Raw genomic sequence first — 19372 nt, 5'->3', positions numbered from 1 at the left:
CGCGGAGACGCGGTGGGCAGCTTCGACGGAGGCGCTTCCGAATTCTTTGGCGTGACCTGGAAAGGAGAGCCGGGATGGTTCGGCACGACCGGCAATGCACAGGACGTCTTCTGGTTCGACGGTCGGAACCGCCGCCGCATCCCTTTCTTTCCTGATGGGGATCCGAACAAGGCTTCGTCGGCGTTCATCCGCCGCATGGCGGCCTCGGCCGATGGAAGCACCGCCGCCTGGATCGCGGAGTTCCGGTTCGCGACGGAGCTGTTCTGGGCGCCGATTCGTCGCGGCGCGACGCCGCGCGCGCTCGAGCTACCGAGCTGGATCTCGTCGGTCGCCCTCTCGGCCCGCGGCGAGCTCGCCGTGGTCGGTGCAGATCCGACCTCCTACCTCGGGGATCCCGCGCCCGTCTACCTCGTCCACCTGAATGCCGACCCGCCGCGGTTCGAGGAGCTCGCGGGCGGCGCCGCCGAGCTCCAGAGCGTGGCCATCTCGCCCGACGGCCGGCTGGTGGCAGCCGCGGGGACGCAGCTCGTGGTGTGGGATCGCGCGCGCGGGCGCACCTTCCGGCGCGAGCTCGCGGAGCTCGATCGCTCCCCCGCCGAGGGCAAGACCTTCTCTCGGGTGGCCTTCTCACCGGACGGCACGTGGATCGCCGCCGCGGCGGACAGCGACGTCCACCTCTTCGAGGCGGCCTCGCAGCGTTACCGCGGCGGGCTCGGCGACAGCGCGCAGGTCCGTATCCCCTCGTGGTTCTGGTTCCTCGACGAGACGCGGCTCGCGGCCGTTTCGCCCGGGCGCATCACGAAGTGGTCGCTGACGGACGGCTGCGTGCTGCGACACGACTGGCTCCCCGCGTCGCAAGTGGCGGCGCCCGCCGATGGCGAGAGCCTGCTGCTCGTACGGGATCTCTACGAGCGGCACGACGTCTGCAAGAGCGGCGAGCTCGCGCTCTCCATCCAACAGTGGTTCGGCCTTGAGCTCGGCGCCTCCGCGCCCGCGACCTGCCCGGATCCTGCGCCTGCCCAGGCGGCCGAGGGGCCAAGCGTCGAGGCGGAGGCGGCGGCCACCTGTCTCCACACCGGCGAACGCGATGGGGATCACGACTGGGTGGTCGATGCGCCCCGACGCCTCGTCGCGTACGCCGTCATCGTGGACGAGCGCGGGCAGACGGAGCTCTCTATCTCGGATCTCGACGGGGGCCGTCGGCGACGGCTCGCGGAGTCGCGCGATACGAGCCTGGTGGGGTTCTCCCGGGACGGGCGGTTGCTCGTCGGGGAGCTCAGAAACAGTCCGTTCGCGGCCAGGAAGGTGTTCCGGGTGTGGAGCGTGGACGACGGGCGGAAGCTCGGGGACGTACCCCTCGCCGCGAGCCCTCCGGCGAGCCCGTTCGGGTTGCCCGACATGCTTCGGGTCCAGGTCACGAGCTCGGCCGACGGCTCGCGGCTCGGATTCTCTGTCGGCCGCCGCGCTGTCGTGGTCGAGGCGCCTTCGCTCCGGCCCCTCGCCGAGGTCGAGCTCCCGGCGGGCAACGGTCCGGCAGACATCTCGGCCATTGCTGTCGCGTCCGGCGCGACGCCGCGCTGGGTGCTCGGAACGGAGCGCGGGGAGTTGCTGGTCTACGACGCCGATCGCCTCGTGGGCCGAACCGAGGGCGGCGGCGGATCGCTCATCGGAGCTGCGCTGAGCCCCAGTGCCGCCACGGCGGCGACGCTCAGCGACGACGGCGCGATCCGGATCTGGAGCCTCCCCGATGGACGGCTCCGCGGCACCCTCGTCGATTTCCATGACGACGAGTACCTCGCCTTCACGCCCGCGGGGAGCTTCGCCGGGACGAGCGAGGCGGCCGAGCGGATCGGCGTGGCGTTCGACGGCCCCAGCGAGCTGTTCCGCTTCGAGCGGTTCTTCGAGAAGCTCCACGATCCGCAGGCCGTCGCCCGGAGCCTCCGCGGCGAGGCCGCCACGGCGCCACTGCCGCTCACCCGCCCGCCGCGCGTCGAGGTGCTCGGCGCCCCTCAGGCGGCAGGTGCCGATCTGCTTCTCCGCGTGCGCGTCCAGGGGAGCCGGCCCCTCGCGAGGGTCCAGGCGTTCCGCGAGGGCAGACCGCTCGGCACGCCCGTGCGGATCGAGGCCTGCAGCGACTCCGTCGAGCTCCGTGTCCAGCCTCCGCCAGGGACGAGCCGCATCGAAATCGTGGCGTTCGATGAGGCGGGCCTCGCCTCCAATCCGGCGCGCGTCGACATCACCGGGGCGCCGGCGGGGGCAGCGCGGCTCTGGGTCCTCGCGGTGGGCGTCAAGAGCTACCCGCTGCTGGAGGGCTTCGAGCCGCTCCAGGCGGCTGACGCGGACGCGCTCGCCGTGATCGAGGCGCTCCGCGCGCACACCGGCCCGGGCAGGGAGTTCCCCGACATCCAGCCGATCACGCTGGTCGATCAGGAGGCCACGCCCACCTCGATCCTCGAGGGCCTCGAGAAGCTCGCCGGCATGGGCGAGGACGATGTCGCGATTATCTATCTCAGCGGGCACGGCGCGCGCATGGGCGACGGCGGCGAGATGACGTTCCTGACCGGCAAGGCCGCGGCGCGGGGCGGCGTGCTCGACGCGGAGAGTGTGAAGCACGCAAGCGTCCCCTGGACGCAGGTGGGCGAGGCCCTCCGGCGCCTCCGTGGCCGCGTCCTCCTGCTCCTCGACGCGTGCCACTCCGGCGCGTTCGCGCGCGGCGTGGTCGTACCCAGCACCGAGCTCGCCCGCAACCTGGTGCGCGATCAACGGGCGGGCGTCATCGTCTTCGCCTCGTCGAAGGGGCGCCAGCGGAGCCAGGAGCGCACCTACACCGACGCGCTGGGCAACGTTCGCAGCGCGGGCTTGTTCCGTGAGGCGCTCGTCAGGAGCCTGGAAAGCCCGAAGACGGACCTTGACGGCGACGGGGCGATCCGGGTCTCCGAGCTGGTGGCTGCCGTGACCCTGGACGTCGATCGGGTGTCGCGGGGGAAACAGACGCCCTGGGTGCCGCGGCGGGAGACATTCAGCGATTTCGAGATCGTCCGGGCGCCGCAGTATCCGCCGGACGATGAGGAATGAGGGCCATGCGGAGACCTTGGAGCCACGGGGCGCTCTCCCCTGCCCTGCCCGAGCCCTGGGTCCGCGCGAGCGGCGCGCGCGCCCTGTGCGCGCTGGGAGCCGCGCTCGCGCTCGGCGGGGCCGCCTGCGCGCCCTCGTCGGCGTCCTCCATGGCCCCCCCCGCGCCCACGGCGGCGACGTCGACCGGCTCCCATCGGCAGCTCGCGCTCGCCGAGGACCACCTGTTCGGCGGGGCCTTGGAGAAGGCCTTGCGCGAGGGCGCGGCGGCTGGCCGTGCGCTCGCGCAGGCAGGCGATCTCGATGGCGCCGGGCGGGCCTACGCCGTCGCGCTGGCGGCCGCCGCGTGGCTCCAGCAGCCGCTGCAGCCTCTCCATGCGGAGATTGAGGGGCTCGTCACGAAGCCTCCCCTCGCCGTGGCGCTCGCCGCCGGCGCAGCATCGCCGGCGGCCGGACCCGAGGCGGCTCGGGCGGCGCTCGCGCGGAGCGACGCGCTGCTCGCCGCGCTGCGCGGTCGCTCGACCTCCCCGATGACGCGAGGGCTCGCGGCCTTCGAGCTGGGCAACAACGCGCGCCTTCGCGGGGACCTGCCCGCCGCCCGCGTTGCTTACGAGGGCGCGATCGTCGAGTTTGCCGCGGCCGGCGAGCCCCGCTGGTCGGGGCGAGCGGAGGTGGGCGCCGCGCTCTGCCGGCTGGTGCAACACGACATCGAGGGCGGCGGGGAAGCGATGGAGAAGGCGCTTCTGCACCTGCGCGCCGGGCGGGCGCCCTTCCTGCACGCCCTCGCGCTGCGCCACCTCGGCGAGCTGTACAGCACCGCGCTCCCCGAGGAGGCGGCGCGGCATCTCGCAAGCGCGCGGGCGGCATTTGCGTCCATCGAGCGCCGCGACTGGGAGGCCCATACGTGCCTCCTGGCCACCCGCGTCACGGAGGGCTGGAGCCTGGCGACGCTGGACGCGTTCTTGGGATGTATCGAGAGCGCCCGGGCGGTCGCGGATCCAAGAGCGCGCTTTCAGCTCCTCCATGATGCGGAGATCTCGTACGCCACATTCCTCTCGCGCACGCTGGAGCGGACGGCGGGGATGCGGCAGCTGGAGCAAGGACCAGCACCGAGGCTGTTCTACCCGTCGCGCCTTGACCCGAGCGAGCGCGCGAGGGTCACTCTGGCGATCGGGCTCCTGGATGAAGTGATGCTCCTCGCGCCGAGCGGGGTATGGCTAGGGGCCGCGCAGCTCCAGCGGGCGAGGCTGCTCCTCGCGGTGGATCGCGCAGGCGAGGCCCTCTCGGTGACCGAGGGGTTGAACGATTCGCTGCGCGGCAACCCGCCCGGACAGCAGCTGCTGCCGGAGGTGCTGGAGCTCCGCGCCGTTGCGCTGGAACGGCTGAGCCGCCTCTCCGAGGCAGCAGCGGCACTCGAGGAGCTCGCCCGTATGGCGCCTGCGTCGGACGATCTCTCCGAGGTCCGCTCGTTCGCACTTGTCAGCGCTGCCGGGCTCCACGCGCGCGCGGGCAAGCTGCCAGACAACATGCTGCCGGGCCGAGGGCGACCTTCCAACCCCGAGCGTGCGGCGTTGAACGAAGCCATCCGGCTGCTCCGGCAGGTCCTCACCAAGAACGCCAAAAGAGACCGTTTCCAGTTGAGCGCGCTCCATCAGCTCGTCCAGATCCACGCGGTGCTGGGACAACCTGCGGAGCTCGCCGCCGCTGCGGAAGAGTATGTCGCGCGATGGACGCGAAGCAGCGCCAGAGAGGATCCGTCGCTGCCGACCCCGATCGAGGTGCTCCGGCACGGCGTGGACTACCTTTCTGACACGGAGCTCGGCCCGCGCAGCCGCCTGCGCTGCCTGCTGGGCGAACGCTTGGCCAAGCTCGGCGGCGACGACCGCTGGCGGGAGGCAGCGGATGCATTCCAGGGCTGCTCAGACGGGGCCCGCCGGGTGCAAGACGAGGAGTTCTACGCTCGCGCGGAGCTCGGCCTCGGGGAGCTCTACCTGGCGGAAGACCCGCGGCGAGCCGAGCATCATTATCGAGCGGCGCTGGGGGCGGCCTGGCCGAAGCGCCTCAAGGTCGGGATACATGCCGGAACGACGCTGGCCCGCCTGCTCGAGACGCGCGGCGTGCCCGTGGGGGCGGCCGAGGTGGCGGCGAAGACCGCCCTCATCGAGCTCGCCCACGACAAAGTTATGGCAGGGGGCACGCTGCTCAACGCCGTGACGGGTCTTACGCTCGCAGGCCCTCCCCACCACGCGCAGGCGTTCGCGCTGGCCCTCGAAGGCGCGGATGCAATCATCGCGGACGGGAAGCGGGTCCTCGAGCGCGAGGGCGCCATGGCCGCATCCCCTTGGTTCGATTCCGCCACGATCATCTTGGCGGCTGTCGCACCGCTTGCCTACGCCGACCCGAGCGCCGGCCGCAACCGTGCCGTGCTCCGCCGTCTCGAAACGATCCCGGCCGGAGTGCTGAACATGCGCGGAGCGATGCTCACCGGGATCCTCCGGGCTCTGCAGGCGTTGATCGATGGCGAGCTACCTACGGCGATGCTGCACATCGAGCGCGCGGCTCTGGCGGCGCAGCGGGACCCAGATCTTGCACGCGATCGCCCGGGCATCTTCCGCGTGGGCGTGCACATCGCGACGAAGCTGCGCAACCGGTCGGCGTACGTCCATTTCCTAGCTTTGCTAGCGGCGCCGGCGCTGCAAAAGCTCGGTCATGATGACCTCAGCTCGGCCGAGCAGCAGATCAACACATGGCTCGACCAGCCCTCGGCGCAGGAGCTGCTCACCGCCGCGCTCACCGGGTGGATCCCAGTGGTTCAAGGGCGTGCCGTATCGCTGACATGGCCGCCGGTGCTGTGAACAGCGCTATCAGCGCCCCCCGCGCAAGCGCAGCCTACTTCCCGCCTTCCGGTCGGTCGGCGAACGGCTCGCACACGACGTAGATGTGTTTGCCGCTCGGGTGGATCGCGAGCGTCGCGAAACGCGTGCAGCCGCAGCACTCCCGCACTTCCTTCGTCTCGCCCCGCCGGGGGCAGTGCACCTGACGTGGGCTCAGGCCGCTGCCCTCGATCTCCAGCCACGCCAACTCCTCGGGTGCATGCGGATGACAGATCATCGTGCCCTCCTCCCAGCGGCCACCGGCCGACAGCGGGCGTCTTGCAAGGGCCGCGCCGGGGGAGAGCGCCCCGCAGCATCGGCCCATCGACCCGCCTGATCGCGCGGTGAACCCGCTCTACCGAAGGTTCGGCGCGGGCGAGGCGCGTTTCCCGGGCGACGCGGCGCCGCAGCCGGAGAGCATACTGCGCGCCGCGCAAGCCGTGCGCCGTCGCGCAGCCGCTGCGCCGCGCGAGCCCGAGCTCGCGGGGGAGCTGCCCTTGTACATCGATGTGTTCGGAACGGGGACCGCGCTTCCAGGAGAGGACGTCGACGCTCGTGCACGCGCGCGCGCAGGTGCTCGCGCGTCGGGCGCTCGCCCCTGCCCCGTCTACGCGCGGCCTTTCGCCGCGTCCGGGACGGCCGCTCCGGCCCCGCCCGGGCGGGCAGGGCCGCGGCGGCGGGCGCGGGGGCGCCCGTCGTCGTCAGGCGCTCAGAAGTCGAACTTCTCGAACGAGTTCAGGTCCTTGCACGCCTCGACGAGGCGCGCGGCCACGCCCTTCTCGCCGAGGTGGAGCCAGCCGCGCGGGTCGATGTACTTCTTGTTGGGCTTGTCCTCGCCCTCGGGGTTGCCGAGCTGCGACTTCAGGTAGGCGCCCTTGTCGTCCATGTACTTCTTGATGGGCTGCGTGAACGCCCACTGCGTGTCCGTGTCGATGTTCATCTTGATGACGCCGTAGGACACCGCCTCGCGGATCTCCTCGGGCGAGGAGCCGGAGCCGCCGTGGAACACGAAGTCGACCGGCTTCGCGCCCGTCTTGCGCTCCTTCTGGATCGCGTCCTGGGAGTTCTTCAGGATGGGCGGGCGGAGCTTCACGTTGCCCGGCTTGTAGACGCCGTGCGTGTTGCCGAAGGAGGCCGCGATCGTGAAATTGCCGATCGGCTTGAGCGCGTCGTAGGCCGCAAGGACCTCCGCGGGTTGCGTGTACAGCTTGGAGTTGTCGACGTCGCTGTTGTCGACGCCGTCCTCCTCGCCGCCGGTGACGCCGAGCTCGATCTCGAGCGTCATCTTGAGCGCCGCCATCTGCCGCAGGTACTTCTGGCAGATCTCGAGGTTCTCGTGCAGCGGCTCCTCGGACAGGTCGAGCATGTGCGACGAGAACAGGGGCTCTCCGTTCTTCTCGAAGAACCGCTTGCCGTGCTCGAGCATGCCGTCGACCCACGGCAGGAGCTTCTTCGCGGCGTGGTCGGTGTGCAGGACGACCGGCACGCCGTAGGCCTCGGCCAGGTTCCGCACGTAATGCGCGCCCGCGACCGCGCCCGCGACAGCGGCCTTCTCACCCTTGTTGTCCAGGAACTTACCGGCGAAGAAGTGGGCGCCGCCGTTCGAGAACTGGATGATGATGGGGCTCTTGGCCTCTCGGGCCGCCTGGAGGGCGGCGACCGTGCTGTGCGAGCCAATCACGTTCACGGCCGGGAGCGCACACTCGACGCTCTTCATGTACTCGAACAGCTCCTGAAGAGCGGAACCAGTGATCACGCCGGGCTTGAGCTTCATCTTGGACATGGCACTTGAATCCTTGTTCCTTGTTCGGGTCTCCGCCGAGCATGCGGCGCAGCAAAGGAAAGCGGAAGGGGGGACAGACGCCGGGGGGGCGAGCGGTCCCGGTACCATCGCCAAAGCCCCGGGAGCAAGCGGATTTTCCCGCGCCGCCGCGGCGCGCTGAAGGGTCGCGCCACTGACGAGGACGCGCGCGGACGAACGAAGCGGAACCGAAACGTTTTTGAGATGACAAGCGCAAGTCAAGCGCAAACGAAGCGGCCGGGGCCGGCACCGAAAACATTTTTAATTTCGGCAACTTAGCGCAAGACAAGCGGACGGCCGTGGGTTGACGCCGCCCGGGAGGTAGGCCATGTGGCCGAGACGACCTATGACCCTCGAATGCGTAACGATCGCGAAGCTGGCTCGCTCTCGGATCGCGTGGTTCGGCTTGGTTGCGTCGCTCGTCTCCCTGGCGACCGCCTGTGGAGACGATGAGCTCGTCCATCCTGTCGGGACCGGGGGCGGGCAGGCTGCTGGCGGCGGCGGCGCTGGAGGCGGGCCTGGCGGCGCCGGGGGGCTTGGCGGCGCTGGAGGCGGGCCTGGCGGCGCCGGGGGGCTCGGCGGCGCCGGAGGGCTTGGCGGCGCCGGAGGGCTCGGCGGCGCCGGGGGGCTCGGCGGCGCTGGCGGCGGCTTCGGCGGTGACGGAGGGTCAGGCGGCGGCTTCGGAGGATCAGGCGGCGGCTTCGGCGGCGGCTTCGGAGGGTCAGGCGGCGGCTTCGGCGGCGGCTTCGGGGGATCAGGCGGCGGCGGCGAGCTTGGCGGCGGCGGCGCCGGCGGCGGGATCCCGGCCGAAGCGCAGCGGGTGACGTCGCCCGACGGCGAGGTCGTCGTCACCTTCGCGGTGCGGGACGGGGTCCCCTCCTACGCCGTCGCGCGGGCGGGGACGGCGATCCTCGCCGACTCCGCGCTCGGCCTCGAGCTCGGCGACCTCGGCTGGCTCGGCCGCGGCGTGCGCATCGCCGACGTCGACCGGCAGACCGTGGACACGACCTGGAACCCGGTCTGGGGCGCAGCCTCCGAGATCCGCGAGCACTACAACGAGCTCACGGTCCACCTCGCGTCGAGCGCTCCCGCGAGGCGCCTCGACGTCGTCTTCCGCGTTTTCGACGACGGCCTCGGGCTCCGCTACGTCATCCCCGAGCAGGAGGGCCTGGGCGAGCTCTCCATCACCTCCGAGGACACCGAGTTTCGCTTCGCCTCGGACGGCACCGCCTGGTGGACACCCGCCGATTTCGAGGGCGACGAGCACCTCTACAACCGCGGCGGCCTCAGCGCGGTCGAGCGCGCCAACACGCCCATGACGGTCAAGCTGGCCGACGACCTCTACGTGGCCCTGCACGAGGCCGATCTCGACGACTACGCCGCGATGACCCTCCAGGCGCTGCCGGGCGCGCCGCGCGCGTTCCGGAGCGCGCTCGTTCCCGCGCAGCGCGGCGCCGGGAGCGCCGCGGTCAAGGCGCGGGTGACGCCGCCGTTCGAGACGCCGTGGCGCACGTTGACCATCGGCACGGGCGCGGGCCGCCTCATCGAGTCCCACCTCGTCCTCAACCTCAACGACCCCTGCGCCATCTGCGACGGCGATCTCTCCTGGCTGACGCCGGGCAAGTACATGGGTGTCTGGTGGGAGATCCACAAAGGCCTGTCCACCTGGGAGCCCGGCGAGCACGTGGGCGCGACGACCGAGAACACGAAGCGCTACATGGACTTCGCCGGCGCGCACGGCATCCCGTTCGTCCTCGCCGAGGGCTGGAACCAGGGCTGGGACGGCAGCTGGACCGACATGGACTACACCGCGGCGAACGAGCGCTTCGACCTGGAGGAGGTCGTCGCGTACGGGCAAACGCGCGGCGTCGGCTTCGTCGCCCACATGGAGACCGGCGCCAACATCGAGGGGTTCGAGGCGCAGCTCGACGAGGCCTTCGCGCTCTACGAGTCGCTCGGCGTCCACGCCGTCAAGACAGGGTACGTCGGCGACATCCCGGGGCACCACCATTACAGCCAGCGCATGGTCAACCATTACGCGGAGGTGGTGAGGAAGGCCGCGGACCACCGGATCATGGTCGACGCGCACGAGCCGATCAAGCCCACCGGGGAGGAGCGCACGTATCCGAACTTCATGACGCGCGAGGGGGTGCGCGGCATGGAATACGAGGCCTGGAGCGACGGCAACCCCGCCTCGCACACGCTGACCGTGCCCTTCACCCGCATGCTCGGGGGCCCGGTCGACTACAACCCTGGCATCTTCGAGGTGCTCTGGGCGCCCGACAAGATCCCCGAGAGCCCCTTCGCCGGGAGCCCGCCCGCGCGGGTGCACACGACCCGCGCGCACCAGCTCGCGCTCTACGTCATCCTGCTCAGCGGGCTCCAGATGGTGACCGACATCCCGGATCACTACGCGGGTCGCCCCGAGCTCGCCTTCATCGAGCAGGTCCCGGTCACGTGGGACGAGACCCGCGTGCTGAACGCCGCGATCGGCGAGCACGTCACCGTCGCGCGCCGGCGCGGCGACGCCTGGTACCTCGGCAGCGGCACGGACAGCGCCGCGCGGGTGCTCTCGATCCCGCTCGACTTCCTCGGCGACGGGACGTTCGTCGCCGAGACCTACACGGACGACGCCGAGGCCGACTACGACGCGCGCCCCACGCTGGTCGCCGTGAGCCGGTTCCTCGTCACGTCCGCGGACACGCTCGTCGCCGCCATGGAGTCGGGCGGCGGCCAGGCCGTCCGCATCCGCCCGGCGACGCCCGAGGACACGGCGAGCCTCGAGGTGTACCGGGCGCCGAGCTTCGTCGCGCACGACGTCGCGGCGCCGGCCGAGGCGGTCGCCGGCGACTTCATCCTGGTGACCGCCGAGGTGGCCAACGACGGCAACCTCGTCGGCGGCGAGAGCGTGGCCGTCACCGTGGACGGCGCCCCGGTCGCGTCGCGCCTGCTCCGCATCAACGCGGGTGAGACGGCGACGGTCGCCTTCGAGATCCAGCTCGAGGCGCCCGGCCCGGTCAGCGTGGCGGTCGGCGACGCGGCGCCGGTCGTCGTGACGGTCGTCTCGCCGGAGGAGGCGCCCGCCGCGCCGACCGGCCTGCGCGCCGCGGTCACGAGCGCCAGCACGATCGATCTCGCCTGGGAGGCCGCGCCGGGGGCCGTCGCCTACCGCATCTACCGGCACCTCCCGGGCGGGCTGTACGGCGCCGCCGCGCACGCGGAGGTGGACGGCGCGCTGACGACGTTCACGGACACCGGGCTGACCGCGCGCCAGAGCTACGCGTACATCGTCCGCGCCGTGTACGCGGACGGCGCGGTGTCGCCGGCGTCGAACGAGATCGTCCAGGCGGCGACGCCCCGGTCGGTGGCGGTCACGTTCCGCGTGTGGGCCCCGCCGGAGACGCCCGCCATGTCCACGATCTACGTGCCCGGTAGCATCGACGCGCTCGGCCCGTGGAACCCGGGCCTGGTCCCCATGACCCGCGCCGGCGGCGGGATCTGGCAGACCACGGTCGACATCCCCGAGGGCACCGAGCTCCAGTACAAGTACGCGCGCGGCAGCTGGGATCGCGTGGAGTGGTGGGGGAGCATCACGGGCACGAGGAACCGCGCCGTCGCGATCGCGAGCGGCAGCGCCCAGGTCGTCGACAACACCTCCACGGCGTGGGACGACGGCGCGCTCCCCGACACGGAGAAGGGGATCCGCGCGTGGCGCGACCCGCTGGTCGCCGGCACCACGCCCGCGGAGGGGTCGGTGGTCGCGGGGGTGTCCGCGATCGAGATCGGCTTCTCGCGCGACGTCGATCCGCCGGACGCGGGCGGCTACGACGCCGCGGTGGAGGTCGCGCGCGCGGGTGAGGCCGTCGCGGGGTCCGTCGCCGAGACCGCGCCGGGGATCCTGATCTTCACGCCGGCGGAGCCGCTCGCGCCCGGCGCCTACGAGGTGACGGTCTCCTCCGTGAGGAGCGCGCTCGGCCTGGACAGCGTATCCATGCAAGCGCCGTATACCTTCGGCTTCACGGTGGAATGACGCGCGCGGCCGCGCGGCAAGGAACGCGGAGCGACACCGGTTGTAGAGCGACGGAGCCATCCATGCAGGCCAGCGACACGTCCCCTGAAGATCTCCTCGCCTCCCTGGAGGAGGCCGCGCAAGGGTTGCTGTTCCCCAGCGAGTCCGATCATCCGCTGCGCCCGTTCCGCTGGGCCGGCGACGCGCCGTCGCCGGCCGCGCTGCTCGCGGCGCAAGGCCTGGCCGCGGAGACGCCGGTCGAGGTCACGACCGCGGGCGATCTCTTCGCGCCCGTGCTCGAGCCCCCCGACGGCGCCGGCGACGCGGCGCTCGCCGACGCCGCGCGGTACCGGCGGCTCGTGGACCTGCTGGAGCGCCACCTGACCGACCTGCGGGTCTACCGCGCGGGGCGCGTCGACATCGACGTGATCCTCCTCGGCCGCCACGCGTCGGGCGCGTGGCTCGGCCTCAGGACGAAGGTCGTCGAGACCTGAGCGCCGTTCAGCGCTCGACGACCGGCTCGCTGTCGGCGCGCGCCTCGATCACCCGCTGCACCGCCTCGGGGACGGCGGTCAGGAAGTCGTAGCCGGCGCGCCGCTCGATGTCGTCCACGGTCGTCCGGTACTGCCCCCAGCCCTCGTCGAGGATCCCTGTCCGGTTCGGCATGATCACGGCGATGACCCGGGTCGACGGCCCGACGTCCGCCGCCCCTTGCCCCGGCTCCAGGACCACCACGATCTTGAAGAACGCCTCCGGCACGGCGACGCCCTTGCCCGCGACGCCGTCGCCGAGGGTGGCGACGCGCCCGCGGCCGTCGAAGAGGCCGCCGGCCACGAGGAACAGCGCGCGGCGCTGCTTCTGCGCGAGCTCCTGGCACGCCTCCTCGAGGGCGAGCCACGGGCCGGCGTTGAGGTCGTGCCGCTGCGGCAGGATGTTGGTGAGCAGGAACGTCGCCTTGTTGTCCTCGGGCGTCCGGGTGCGCTCCTCGGAGCGGACCATGTGGCCGCGATCGAAGCCCGATCCCGTGTAGTCGTCGTGCTGCACGCGGTACCACCCGTCCGGCAGCGCGCTGTCCGCGAGGAACTTGCCGCGATGGCGGGGCGCGTCGCCGAACGACGCGGCGTCGAGCCGCCAGGCGACCCAGTTCGCCACGTTCCTGGAGCGGTTGTACGACAGGGCGTACTGGGGCTTCATCATCAAGTGATCGTCGGACGACGCCGCCGCGGTCTGGACGGCCCCGGGGGCGGTGCGGACCGGGGTGCCCAGCTCGAGAGGATCGCCGGCCTTCGGCGGGCGCGGCGCGGCCGCGCTGGCCGCGGGAGCGCCTCTCGGCGGAGCGCCCTTCGCCGAGGAGCCCTTCGGCGCAGCGGGGCTGCCGGATCGGCCCGGCGCCGGCGATGGCTGCGCAGGGCGGTCCTCGCCGTCGAGGCCCAGCTCCCTGAGCCCGCGTTCGACGCCGCACTTCACCGTCGCCGCGCTGAGCCCGGTCGCAGCGAGCGCGATCAGCGCCCGCGCGCCCCACGAGCTCTTCTTTCGCCTTCTGGTTGAGCCCACGTCTGCGCCGTGAGTTATCTACGGCAGCCACGGCGCCGTCGTCCAGCGCGACCTCGCTCCGGCGCAGCGCGGCACGCGCGGGAGGAGCCCGCTCGAGAGGTTCTGCTTGAGCGTGTCGCCGTCGCTCACCATGGTCTCGGGAGAGCCATGGACGAGCCGACGGACCGGGATCTGCCACGCCGCAGCGCATGCCCTCGCATCGCCCGCGCCGCGCCGCCCGCCCTGCCCGCGTCAGGCCTCCGCGCCTCGCCCGGCCGGCGCCGCGCCGGCGCCTCGCCTGGCCGGCGCCGCGCCGGCGCCGCGGCCGCGGTGCTCGGCGCCCTCGCGGGCGGTCCGGAGGCCGGCGCAGAGCCCGCCGCGGGGCGGTCCCCGGCACCCGCCGCGGCAGCCCCTGCGCTCACGATGCCGTCGCCGCTCGGCCCCACCGAGCCGCCTTACCCGGCCGGCGGCGCGGGCGACGCCGCCGTGGTGCTCCGCATCACGGTGCGCACCGACGGCACGGTGGCGGATGCCGCGGTGGTGGAGGGCGACGAGCCGTTCGCGAGCGCCGCGGTGGCGGCGGCGCCGTCGTGGCGCTTCGAGCCTGCCCGTCGCGACGGGCGGCCCATCGCCGCGCGCATCCTGTTTCGCGTGGCGTTCCGCGCCCCGCCCGCCGCGACGCCGGCTGCCCCGACGCCCGCCGCGACGCCGGCTGCCCCGACGCCCGCCGCCCCAACCGCTGCGCCCCTCACGGCGCTGGCCGCGCCGCCCGGCCTGCCGCCCGGCCTCGCGACCGCGGCGCCACCGCCGCCCGGGGAGAGCGCGGCGCTGGCCCCGCGGGCGCAGCCGGCGCCCGCGCCGGCCCTCGACGTCATGGTGCTGGGCGAGCGCGCCGCGCCGATGACCAGCTCGATGACGCGCGAGGAGGTGCGCCAGATGCCCGGCGCGTTCGGCGATCCCTTCCGCGCGATCGAGGCGATGCCCGGCGTGACGCCGATCGCCTCGGGCGTCCCGTACTTCTTCGTGCGCGGCGCGCCGCCGGGCAACATCGGCTACTTCGTCGACGGGGTGCGCGTCCCGCTGCTCTACCACGTCGCGCTCGGCCCCAGCGTCATCCACCCGGCGCTCGTCGAGCGCGTCGATCTCTACCCCGGCGGCTTCCCGGCGCGCTTCGGCCGGTACACGGGCGGCATCGTCTCCGGCGAGACGAGGGAGCCGGAGCGGCTGTTCCACGGCGAGGCGAACCTCCGGCTCTACGACGCGGGCGCGCTCGTCGAGGCGCCCTGGGACGGCGGCCGCGGCACCGCGCTCGTGGGCGGGCGCTACGCGTACCCGGGCGCGATCCTCTCGCTGTTCTCGCCCGGCGTGGAGCTCGGATACTGGGACTACCAGGCGCGCGCCACCTACGATCTCTCGCCGTACGACCGGGTCGGGCTCTTCGCCTTCGGGTCGCACGACTACCTCGCCGAGGTCGAGGACGACGGCGACATCGACGTTCTCCTCGCCGGCGACTTCCACCGGCTCGACCTCCGTTACGACCGGTTCTTCGCGCGCGGCGGCCGGCTGCGGCACGCGGTCACGCTCGGCTACGAGGAGAGCTCGAACCAGGACGGCGAGCGCGCCGGGCGCACGCGCCTCCTCGGCACGCGCGTGGAGCTCACCGCGCCCGCCTCCAAGCGGCTGACCGTGCGCGCCGGCGCCGACGCCCAGGTCGAGCGCTTCGACATCGACGTCGAGGAGCGGGACGGAGATTTCCCGAGCCGCAACGACCTGGCCTACGCGAGCCTGTTCACGAGCCGGGAGGACCTCGCCGCGGGGATCTGGGCCGACGTCGTCGTGCGCCCCGCGCCCGCGCTCGAGATCGTCCCGGGCCTGCGCGGCGACTTCTTCGCGTCCGACGGCGCGACCGCGGTCACGGCGGATCCGCGGCTCTCGACGCGGCTGCAGGCGACGCCGGCCGTCGCCCTGCTGAGCGCCTTCGGCGTGACCCACCAGCCGCCGAGCTTCCTCGGCGCCGTGCCCGGCCTGCAGGTGGGCGGCCTGCGCGGCGGCGTGCAGACCGGGCTGCTCGCGAGCGCCGGCGTCGAGCTGCGCCTCCCGGAGGGGATCAAGGCGACCGTCACCGGCTTTCGCAGCGGGTTCTTCGACCTGAGCGACGCGCTCGGCAACCGGCTCCCGGGCACCGACGTCGGCCTCGGCCAGCTGGCGGAGCTGCGCGGCACGGGCAGCACGTATGGCCTCGAGATCTACGCCCACCGCAGCCTCTCGAAGCGGCTCGGAGGCTTCGTGTCGTACACACTCTCTCGCTCGATCCGCCACGTCGGCCGGGAGACCTTCGACTCGGCCTTCGATCGCCGCCACGTGCTCAACATGGCCGCGGCCTACGATCTCGGCCGCGGCTGGAAGCTCGGCGGCCGGGCGGTGTTCTACAGCGGAGTCCCGATGACCCTCGATTACGACATCTGGGGAGGTCGCGACAGGAACGAGCAGCGGCCCGATAACGACGACGAGGACCGCCCCGACACGGAGGAGGACATCCGGCGCCGCGAGCAGCTGCGCGCCCGGATCGCCGCGTACGTGCGCGGGCTCGACCTCCCGGAGCGGCTGCCGGCGTTCTTCCGCGTGGACCTGCGGCTGGAGAAGCGGTGGGTCTTCAAGGAGGGCCGCTGGATCGCGCTCACGATCGAGGTGCTCAACGCCACCGCCGGCAAGGAGACGATCCAATACGAGTGCTCGATCGTGCGCGGCTGCGAGCCGGAGGAGCTCGGCCCGATCGTGATCCCCAGCATCGGCGGCGAAGCGAGCTTCTGAACGGCAGCCCCGTCGACGGCCCCACGCGGCCGTCGCCCGCGCGGCGGAGAGCCCGTGTCGACCCGAGGGTCTCAGGGTGATCCGCCGGCGCGCGGCCCCCGCTTCCGGCTCGTAAAATGTATAAACTTCGCACAGATCAGGCATCCTCGCAACCCCCTTTCCGTGCCCATCCAACACATTTTCGGCGCGTGGTCAGCGCATGGTCAACGCGTGGTCAACGCACAGGCTGGCCAGGTCTGGCACAGGGTCAGGCTCCGCGCGCCAGGGCCGGCGAGAGGGCGTGAAGCACAATAATAATTTTATGCCCTGAGCTGCACCCACGCCGTGTTCGTTCCGGGCATGGGGCAGAAAGTCACAGGGAACGCGGCATCCGGCTATGCAAACCATTGCGGAGTAACGCAATGATTTTGGCCAGTTCGCCCTCGCGCGGTGGCCCGTGCGGGCCCAACCGTGGGTCCAACTGTGGCCCGAATGTCCATAGCAAAGGCCGCGCCCAGGCCAGAAAACGCCGCGAAATGTTGCTCCTCGGCGGCACGCGCGCCCGGCGCGTGCTCCGCTGAATGGTTGAGATGTCTTCTGGTCCAGTGTTTGCGAGTACCGGAGGCGGCGCTGGAGCTAAGAGATACGGATGTCGCACCACGAGCCCCGCAGCCTCACCTCCAAGCACCTTTGGCAATCATGAGGGTCAAGCGATGAATTTGTATTCCCGCACGCTCAGCACGTTCCTCTTCTCGGCCGCGCTCGCTGCGACAGCGCTCCCTGCGAATCAGGCGGAGGCGTCGTCGAAGCCCAACATCATCGTCGAGCGCCTCGAGTTCCCGGTGACCCTCTCCGACGGCAACACCTACAACGTCGTCGGCCACCTCTACTACAACAAACACTACGTGTACCGTCCCCTCCAGGTGCTCGTGCACGGCCTCACGTACACGAGCCAGTACTGGGACATCCCGTCGTTCGGCGGGCAGGACTACTCCTACGCGCGGTACATGGCCAAGGAGGGTTATGCCGTCCTCGCGCTCGACATGCTCGGGGCCGGGGAGAGCGACCGGCCGGACGGCGACTTCCTGAACCTCGCCGAGACGGCGGAGAGCGTTCACCAGATCATCGGCGACCTGCGGACCCCCGGCGGGGTCGTCAGGAAGCCGTTCAGCAAGATCGCGCTCGTCGGCCACTCGAACGGCGCGATCATCAGCACGTACGTGCAGAGCACCTACAACGACGCGGACGTCCTCGTGAACACCGGCCTCGCGTTCACGCCGCACCCGATCCCGGTCACGCCCGAGGCGATCACCGCGCTGCTCCAGACACCCTATATCGCGATCCCCCCGGAGATCCGCACCGAGGTCTTCTACGACGCCGAGAACGCGGACCCCGCGCTGATCGCCTTCGACAACACCGAGATCGCCAGCACCTACTCGCGCGGGCAGTTCCTCGACCTCCTCGCGATCTCGAGCGATCCCTCGCTGTCCGGGATCGGCGGCGTGACCAGCCCGGTGCTCATCCAGTTCGGGGAGACGGACGAGCTGCAGCCCGCCGCGTACGTCGACTCCGACGCCGCGCTCTACACGAGCGCCGAGAGCGTCACGACCGCGATCGTCCCCGACACGGGCCATATCCTGAATGGCCACTTCGACGCGCCCGTCGGCTGGGAGCAGATCGACTGCTGGATCCACCACAACATGGGCTGGTAGCGCCCGGGCGCCCCCTCCCCCACCCACCGCAGCCGCGCTGCCGGACCCGGGCCGGCGGCGCGCTCCAGCGACGCCGGCGCCTCGAGGCGCCGCGTCATCCGCCCGGCGACGACAAGATCTGCTCGGCGCTCGCGAGTCGCTGCCGGCTCAAGCAAGCAGCGGGCCTCTGCGGGGTGGTCCCGGTGAGCGCTCGATGCGCATCGGCGCGAGCACCGCGGGACGGAGGCGCCGTCCGCCTCTATGCTGCGCGCATGCGCGAACAGCTCGCCAAGACGCTCGGAGAGGTCCTCTGGACCGATCTCCGCACCCACGTGGCGCGAGATGCCGTCATCCTCGTCGCCGCGGATCTCGACCTCCTGGACGTCGGCCAGGCCGTCGCCTCGAACGACACCGCCACGGTGGAGGCGTGGATCACGGCCGGCAAGCTGACCAAACCCACGGCCGAGGAGCTCTCCCGCTGGCCGCTCCAGCTCGATCTGCGGTTCCTTTCGCTCGTGGTCGCGCCCTTCGTGCTCGTGCGCCGGCCGGCCTCGCCGCCGCCGTCCTGAGGCGCGCGGCGCCGCGCGGGGATCGCGGCGTCGACTCGGCTCGTGATGCTGCGCAATCGCGGGCTCCGGCGGAGCTCCGGGCCGCCGCGACCTGGCTTGAAAAGAACGCTTTGGACCGTGGTATCCTCGCGCGCATGCGCCGCTTCGAGTTCGTGCAGGGGACGAGCGCCAAGTTCTGGATGGCCGACGTCGAGGACAAGACGTTCATCGTCGTCTACGGCCGGCTGGGCACCGCCGGGCAGCGCAAGGACAAGGCGTTCCCCACCGCGGAGGCCGCGGCGCGCGAGTGCGAGAAGAAGATCGCGGAGAAGCTCCGAGAGGGCTACCAGGAGGTCGCCGCGCCCGCCGCGCCGGCGCCCGCGCCCGGCGCGCAAGCGGCCCCGCCGGCCGCCCCGCCCGCCAAGCTCGATCTGCCGCCGCGCGTGCGGGCCGGCGAGGCCACCGAGGCGCAGCGGCGGGCGGCCGCGCACGCGCTCGCGGCGCTCGCGGCGGCGCGCGGCCGGAGGAGCTGGGCCCTCGGGCGGGCCGTCCGCCGCGCCCGCCGCGCGCTCGAGGGGCTCGGCGGGCTCGATCCCGCGACCGACCCGGCGCTGTCGGCGGCGCTCGACGCGCTCATGGCCCGCGTCGTCGCGGAGGACGCCTCCGACCGGCTGCCGCTCGTGCGCGCGCTCGAGCTGCTCTCCGAGCTCGACGCCGCGGCGTTCGCCCGGGCGGTGCGCGAGACCTGGAAGGCTCCGCCCGCGGGCTCGCCGGCGGCCGGCGCGCTCGCCCTCCTCCGGCGGCAGCTCGAGGAGCTCGGCGACCCGGAGATCGGCCTGCGGCTCGGCGCGCTGCTGCTCGACAGGCCGCACCACGGCTCGATGAGCGACGAGGCCGGGTGGGCGGCGCGCTGGAAGGCGCTCGCGCCCTACCTCGAGGCGCACCTCGGCCCGCGCGGGCGATCGCTCAAGGACTACCTCGCGGGCCTCGAGGCAGGCGGTGACGTGCACCTCGCCCAGCGCATCGCGCGGATGCGCGCGGCGTGAGCGGCGCCT

At 72.3% G+C, this 19372-nt stretch carries 11 protein-coding genes; 8 read left to right on the top strand and 3 right to left on the bottom strand.

Going from position 1 to position 19372, the window contains the following annotated elements:
- Positions 1-51 precede the first annotated feature (51 nt).
- On the top strand, positions 52-3075 hold the full coding sequence (locus WMF43_RS11495) for a caspase family protein (protein WP_437683995.1): 3024 nt from the start codon (positions 52-54) through the stop codon (positions 3073-3075).
- 248 nt (positions 3076-3323) lie between these two features.
- On the top strand, positions 3324-5927 hold the full coding sequence (locus WMF43_RS11490; protein ID WP_437679723.1) for a hypothetical protein: 2604 nt from the start codon (positions 3324-3326) through the stop codon (positions 5925-5927).
- Positions 5928-5961: 34 nt separating this feature from the next.
- Here the strand turns inward: WMF43_RS11490 and WMF43_RS11485 are convergent, their stop codons facing one another.
- Both WMF43_RS11485 and fbaA read right to left on the bottom strand, forming a co-directional pair.
- A complete protein-coding gene (locus WMF43_RS11485) occupies positions 5962-6183 on the bottom strand; it encodes a hypothetical protein (protein ID WP_437679722.1) in 222 nt (73 codons plus the stop codon).
- A 471-nt stretch (positions 6184-6654) separates the two neighbouring features.
- Positions 6655-7728, bottom strand: coding sequence for a class II fructose-bisphosphate aldolase (fbaA, locus tag WMF43_RS11480; RefSeq protein WP_437679720.1), 1074 nt, complete (start codon positions 7726-7728; stop codon positions 6655-6657).
- A gap of 424 nt (positions 7729-8152) precedes the next feature.
- Between fbaA and WMF43_RS11475 the strand changes: the two genes are divergently transcribed.
- Positions 8153-11776 (top strand): glycoside hydrolase family 97 catalytic domain-containing protein, encoded by a 3624-nt coding sequence (locus tag WMF43_RS11475; protein ID WP_437679718.1) that lies wholly within the window; start codon positions 8153-8155, stop codon positions 11774-11776.
- A gap of 62 nt (positions 11777-11838) precedes the next feature.
- Positions 11839-12249: a nuclease A inhibitor family protein gene (locus WMF43_RS11470; RefSeq protein WP_437679716.1), complete on the top strand. Its 411-nt coding sequence runs from the start codon at positions 11839-11841 to the stop codon at positions 12247-12249.
- 7 nt (positions 12250-12256) lie between these two features.
- On the opposite strand, the gene WMF43_RS11465 is transcribed toward WMF43_RS11470, so the two are convergent.
- A complete protein-coding gene (locus WMF43_RS11465) occupies positions 12257-13309 on the bottom strand; it encodes a DNA/RNA non-specific endonuclease (protein ID WP_437679714.1) in 1053 nt (350 codons plus the stop codon).
- Between the two features lie 147 nt (positions 13310-13456).
- Here WMF43_RS11465 and WMF43_RS11460 point away from each other — a divergent pair, with 147 nt between their 5' ends.
- From WMF43_RS11460 to WMF43_RS11445, 4 genes are all read left to right on the top strand, one after another.
- Positions 13457-16099 (top strand): TonB family protein, encoded by a 2643-nt coding sequence (locus WMF43_RS11460; RefSeq protein ID WP_437679713.1) that lies wholly within the window; start codon positions 13457-13459, stop codon positions 16097-16099.
- 692 nt (positions 16100-16791) lie between these two features.
- Positions 16792-17790: an alpha/beta hydrolase gene (locus tag WMF43_RS11455; RefSeq protein WP_437679712.1), complete on the top strand. Its 999-nt coding sequence runs from the start codon at positions 16792-16794 to the stop codon at positions 17788-17790.
- A 251-nt stretch (positions 17791-18041) separates the two neighbouring features.
- A complete protein-coding gene (locus tag WMF43_RS11450) occupies positions 18042-18338 on the top strand; it encodes a DUF2288 domain-containing protein (protein ID WP_437679710.1) in 297 nt (98 codons plus the stop codon).
- A 110-nt stretch (positions 18339-18448) separates the two neighbouring features.
- Positions 18449-19363: a WGR domain-containing protein gene (locus WMF43_RS11445; RefSeq protein ID WP_437679708.1), complete on the top strand. Its 915-nt coding sequence runs from the start codon at positions 18449-18451 to the stop codon at positions 19361-19363.
- Positions 19364-19372 lie beyond the last annotated feature (9 nt).

Source organism: Sorangium sp. So ce131, assembly GCF_051519095.1.
Classification (GTDB): Bacteria; Myxococcota_A; Polyangia; order Polyangiales; family Polyangiaceae; genus Sorangium.
Note: the sequence above shows the minus strand (reverse complement) of the source record. Positions and strands in the feature narration are given on the sequence as shown.

Bases quoted from the DNA above. Each gene is read 5' to 3' on its own strand.
- WMF43_RS11485 (WP_437679722.1), bottom strand. From the start codon at position 6,183: ATGATCTGTCATCCGCATGCACCCGAGGAGTTGGCGTGGCTGGAGATC.
- fbaA (WP_437679720.1), bottom strand. From the start codon at position 7,728: ATGTCCAAGATGAAGCTCAAGCCCGGCGTGATCACTGGTTCCGCTCTT.
- WMF43_RS11470 (WP_437679716.1), top strand. From the start codon at position 11,839: ATGCAGGCCAGCGACACGTCCCCTGAAGATCTCCTCGCCTCCCTGGAG.
- WMF43_RS11460 (WP_437679713.1), top strand. From the start codon at position 13,457: ATGGACGAGCCGACGGACCGGGATCTGCCACGCCGCAGCGCATGCCCT.
- WMF43_RS11455 (WP_437679712.1), top strand. From the start codon at position 16,792: ATGAATTTGTATTCCCGCACGCTCAGCACGTTCCTCTTCTCGGCCGCG.
- WMF43_RS11450 (WP_437679710.1), top strand. From the start codon at position 18,042: ATGCGCGAACAGCTCGCCAAGACGCTCGGAGAGGTCCTCTGGACCGAT.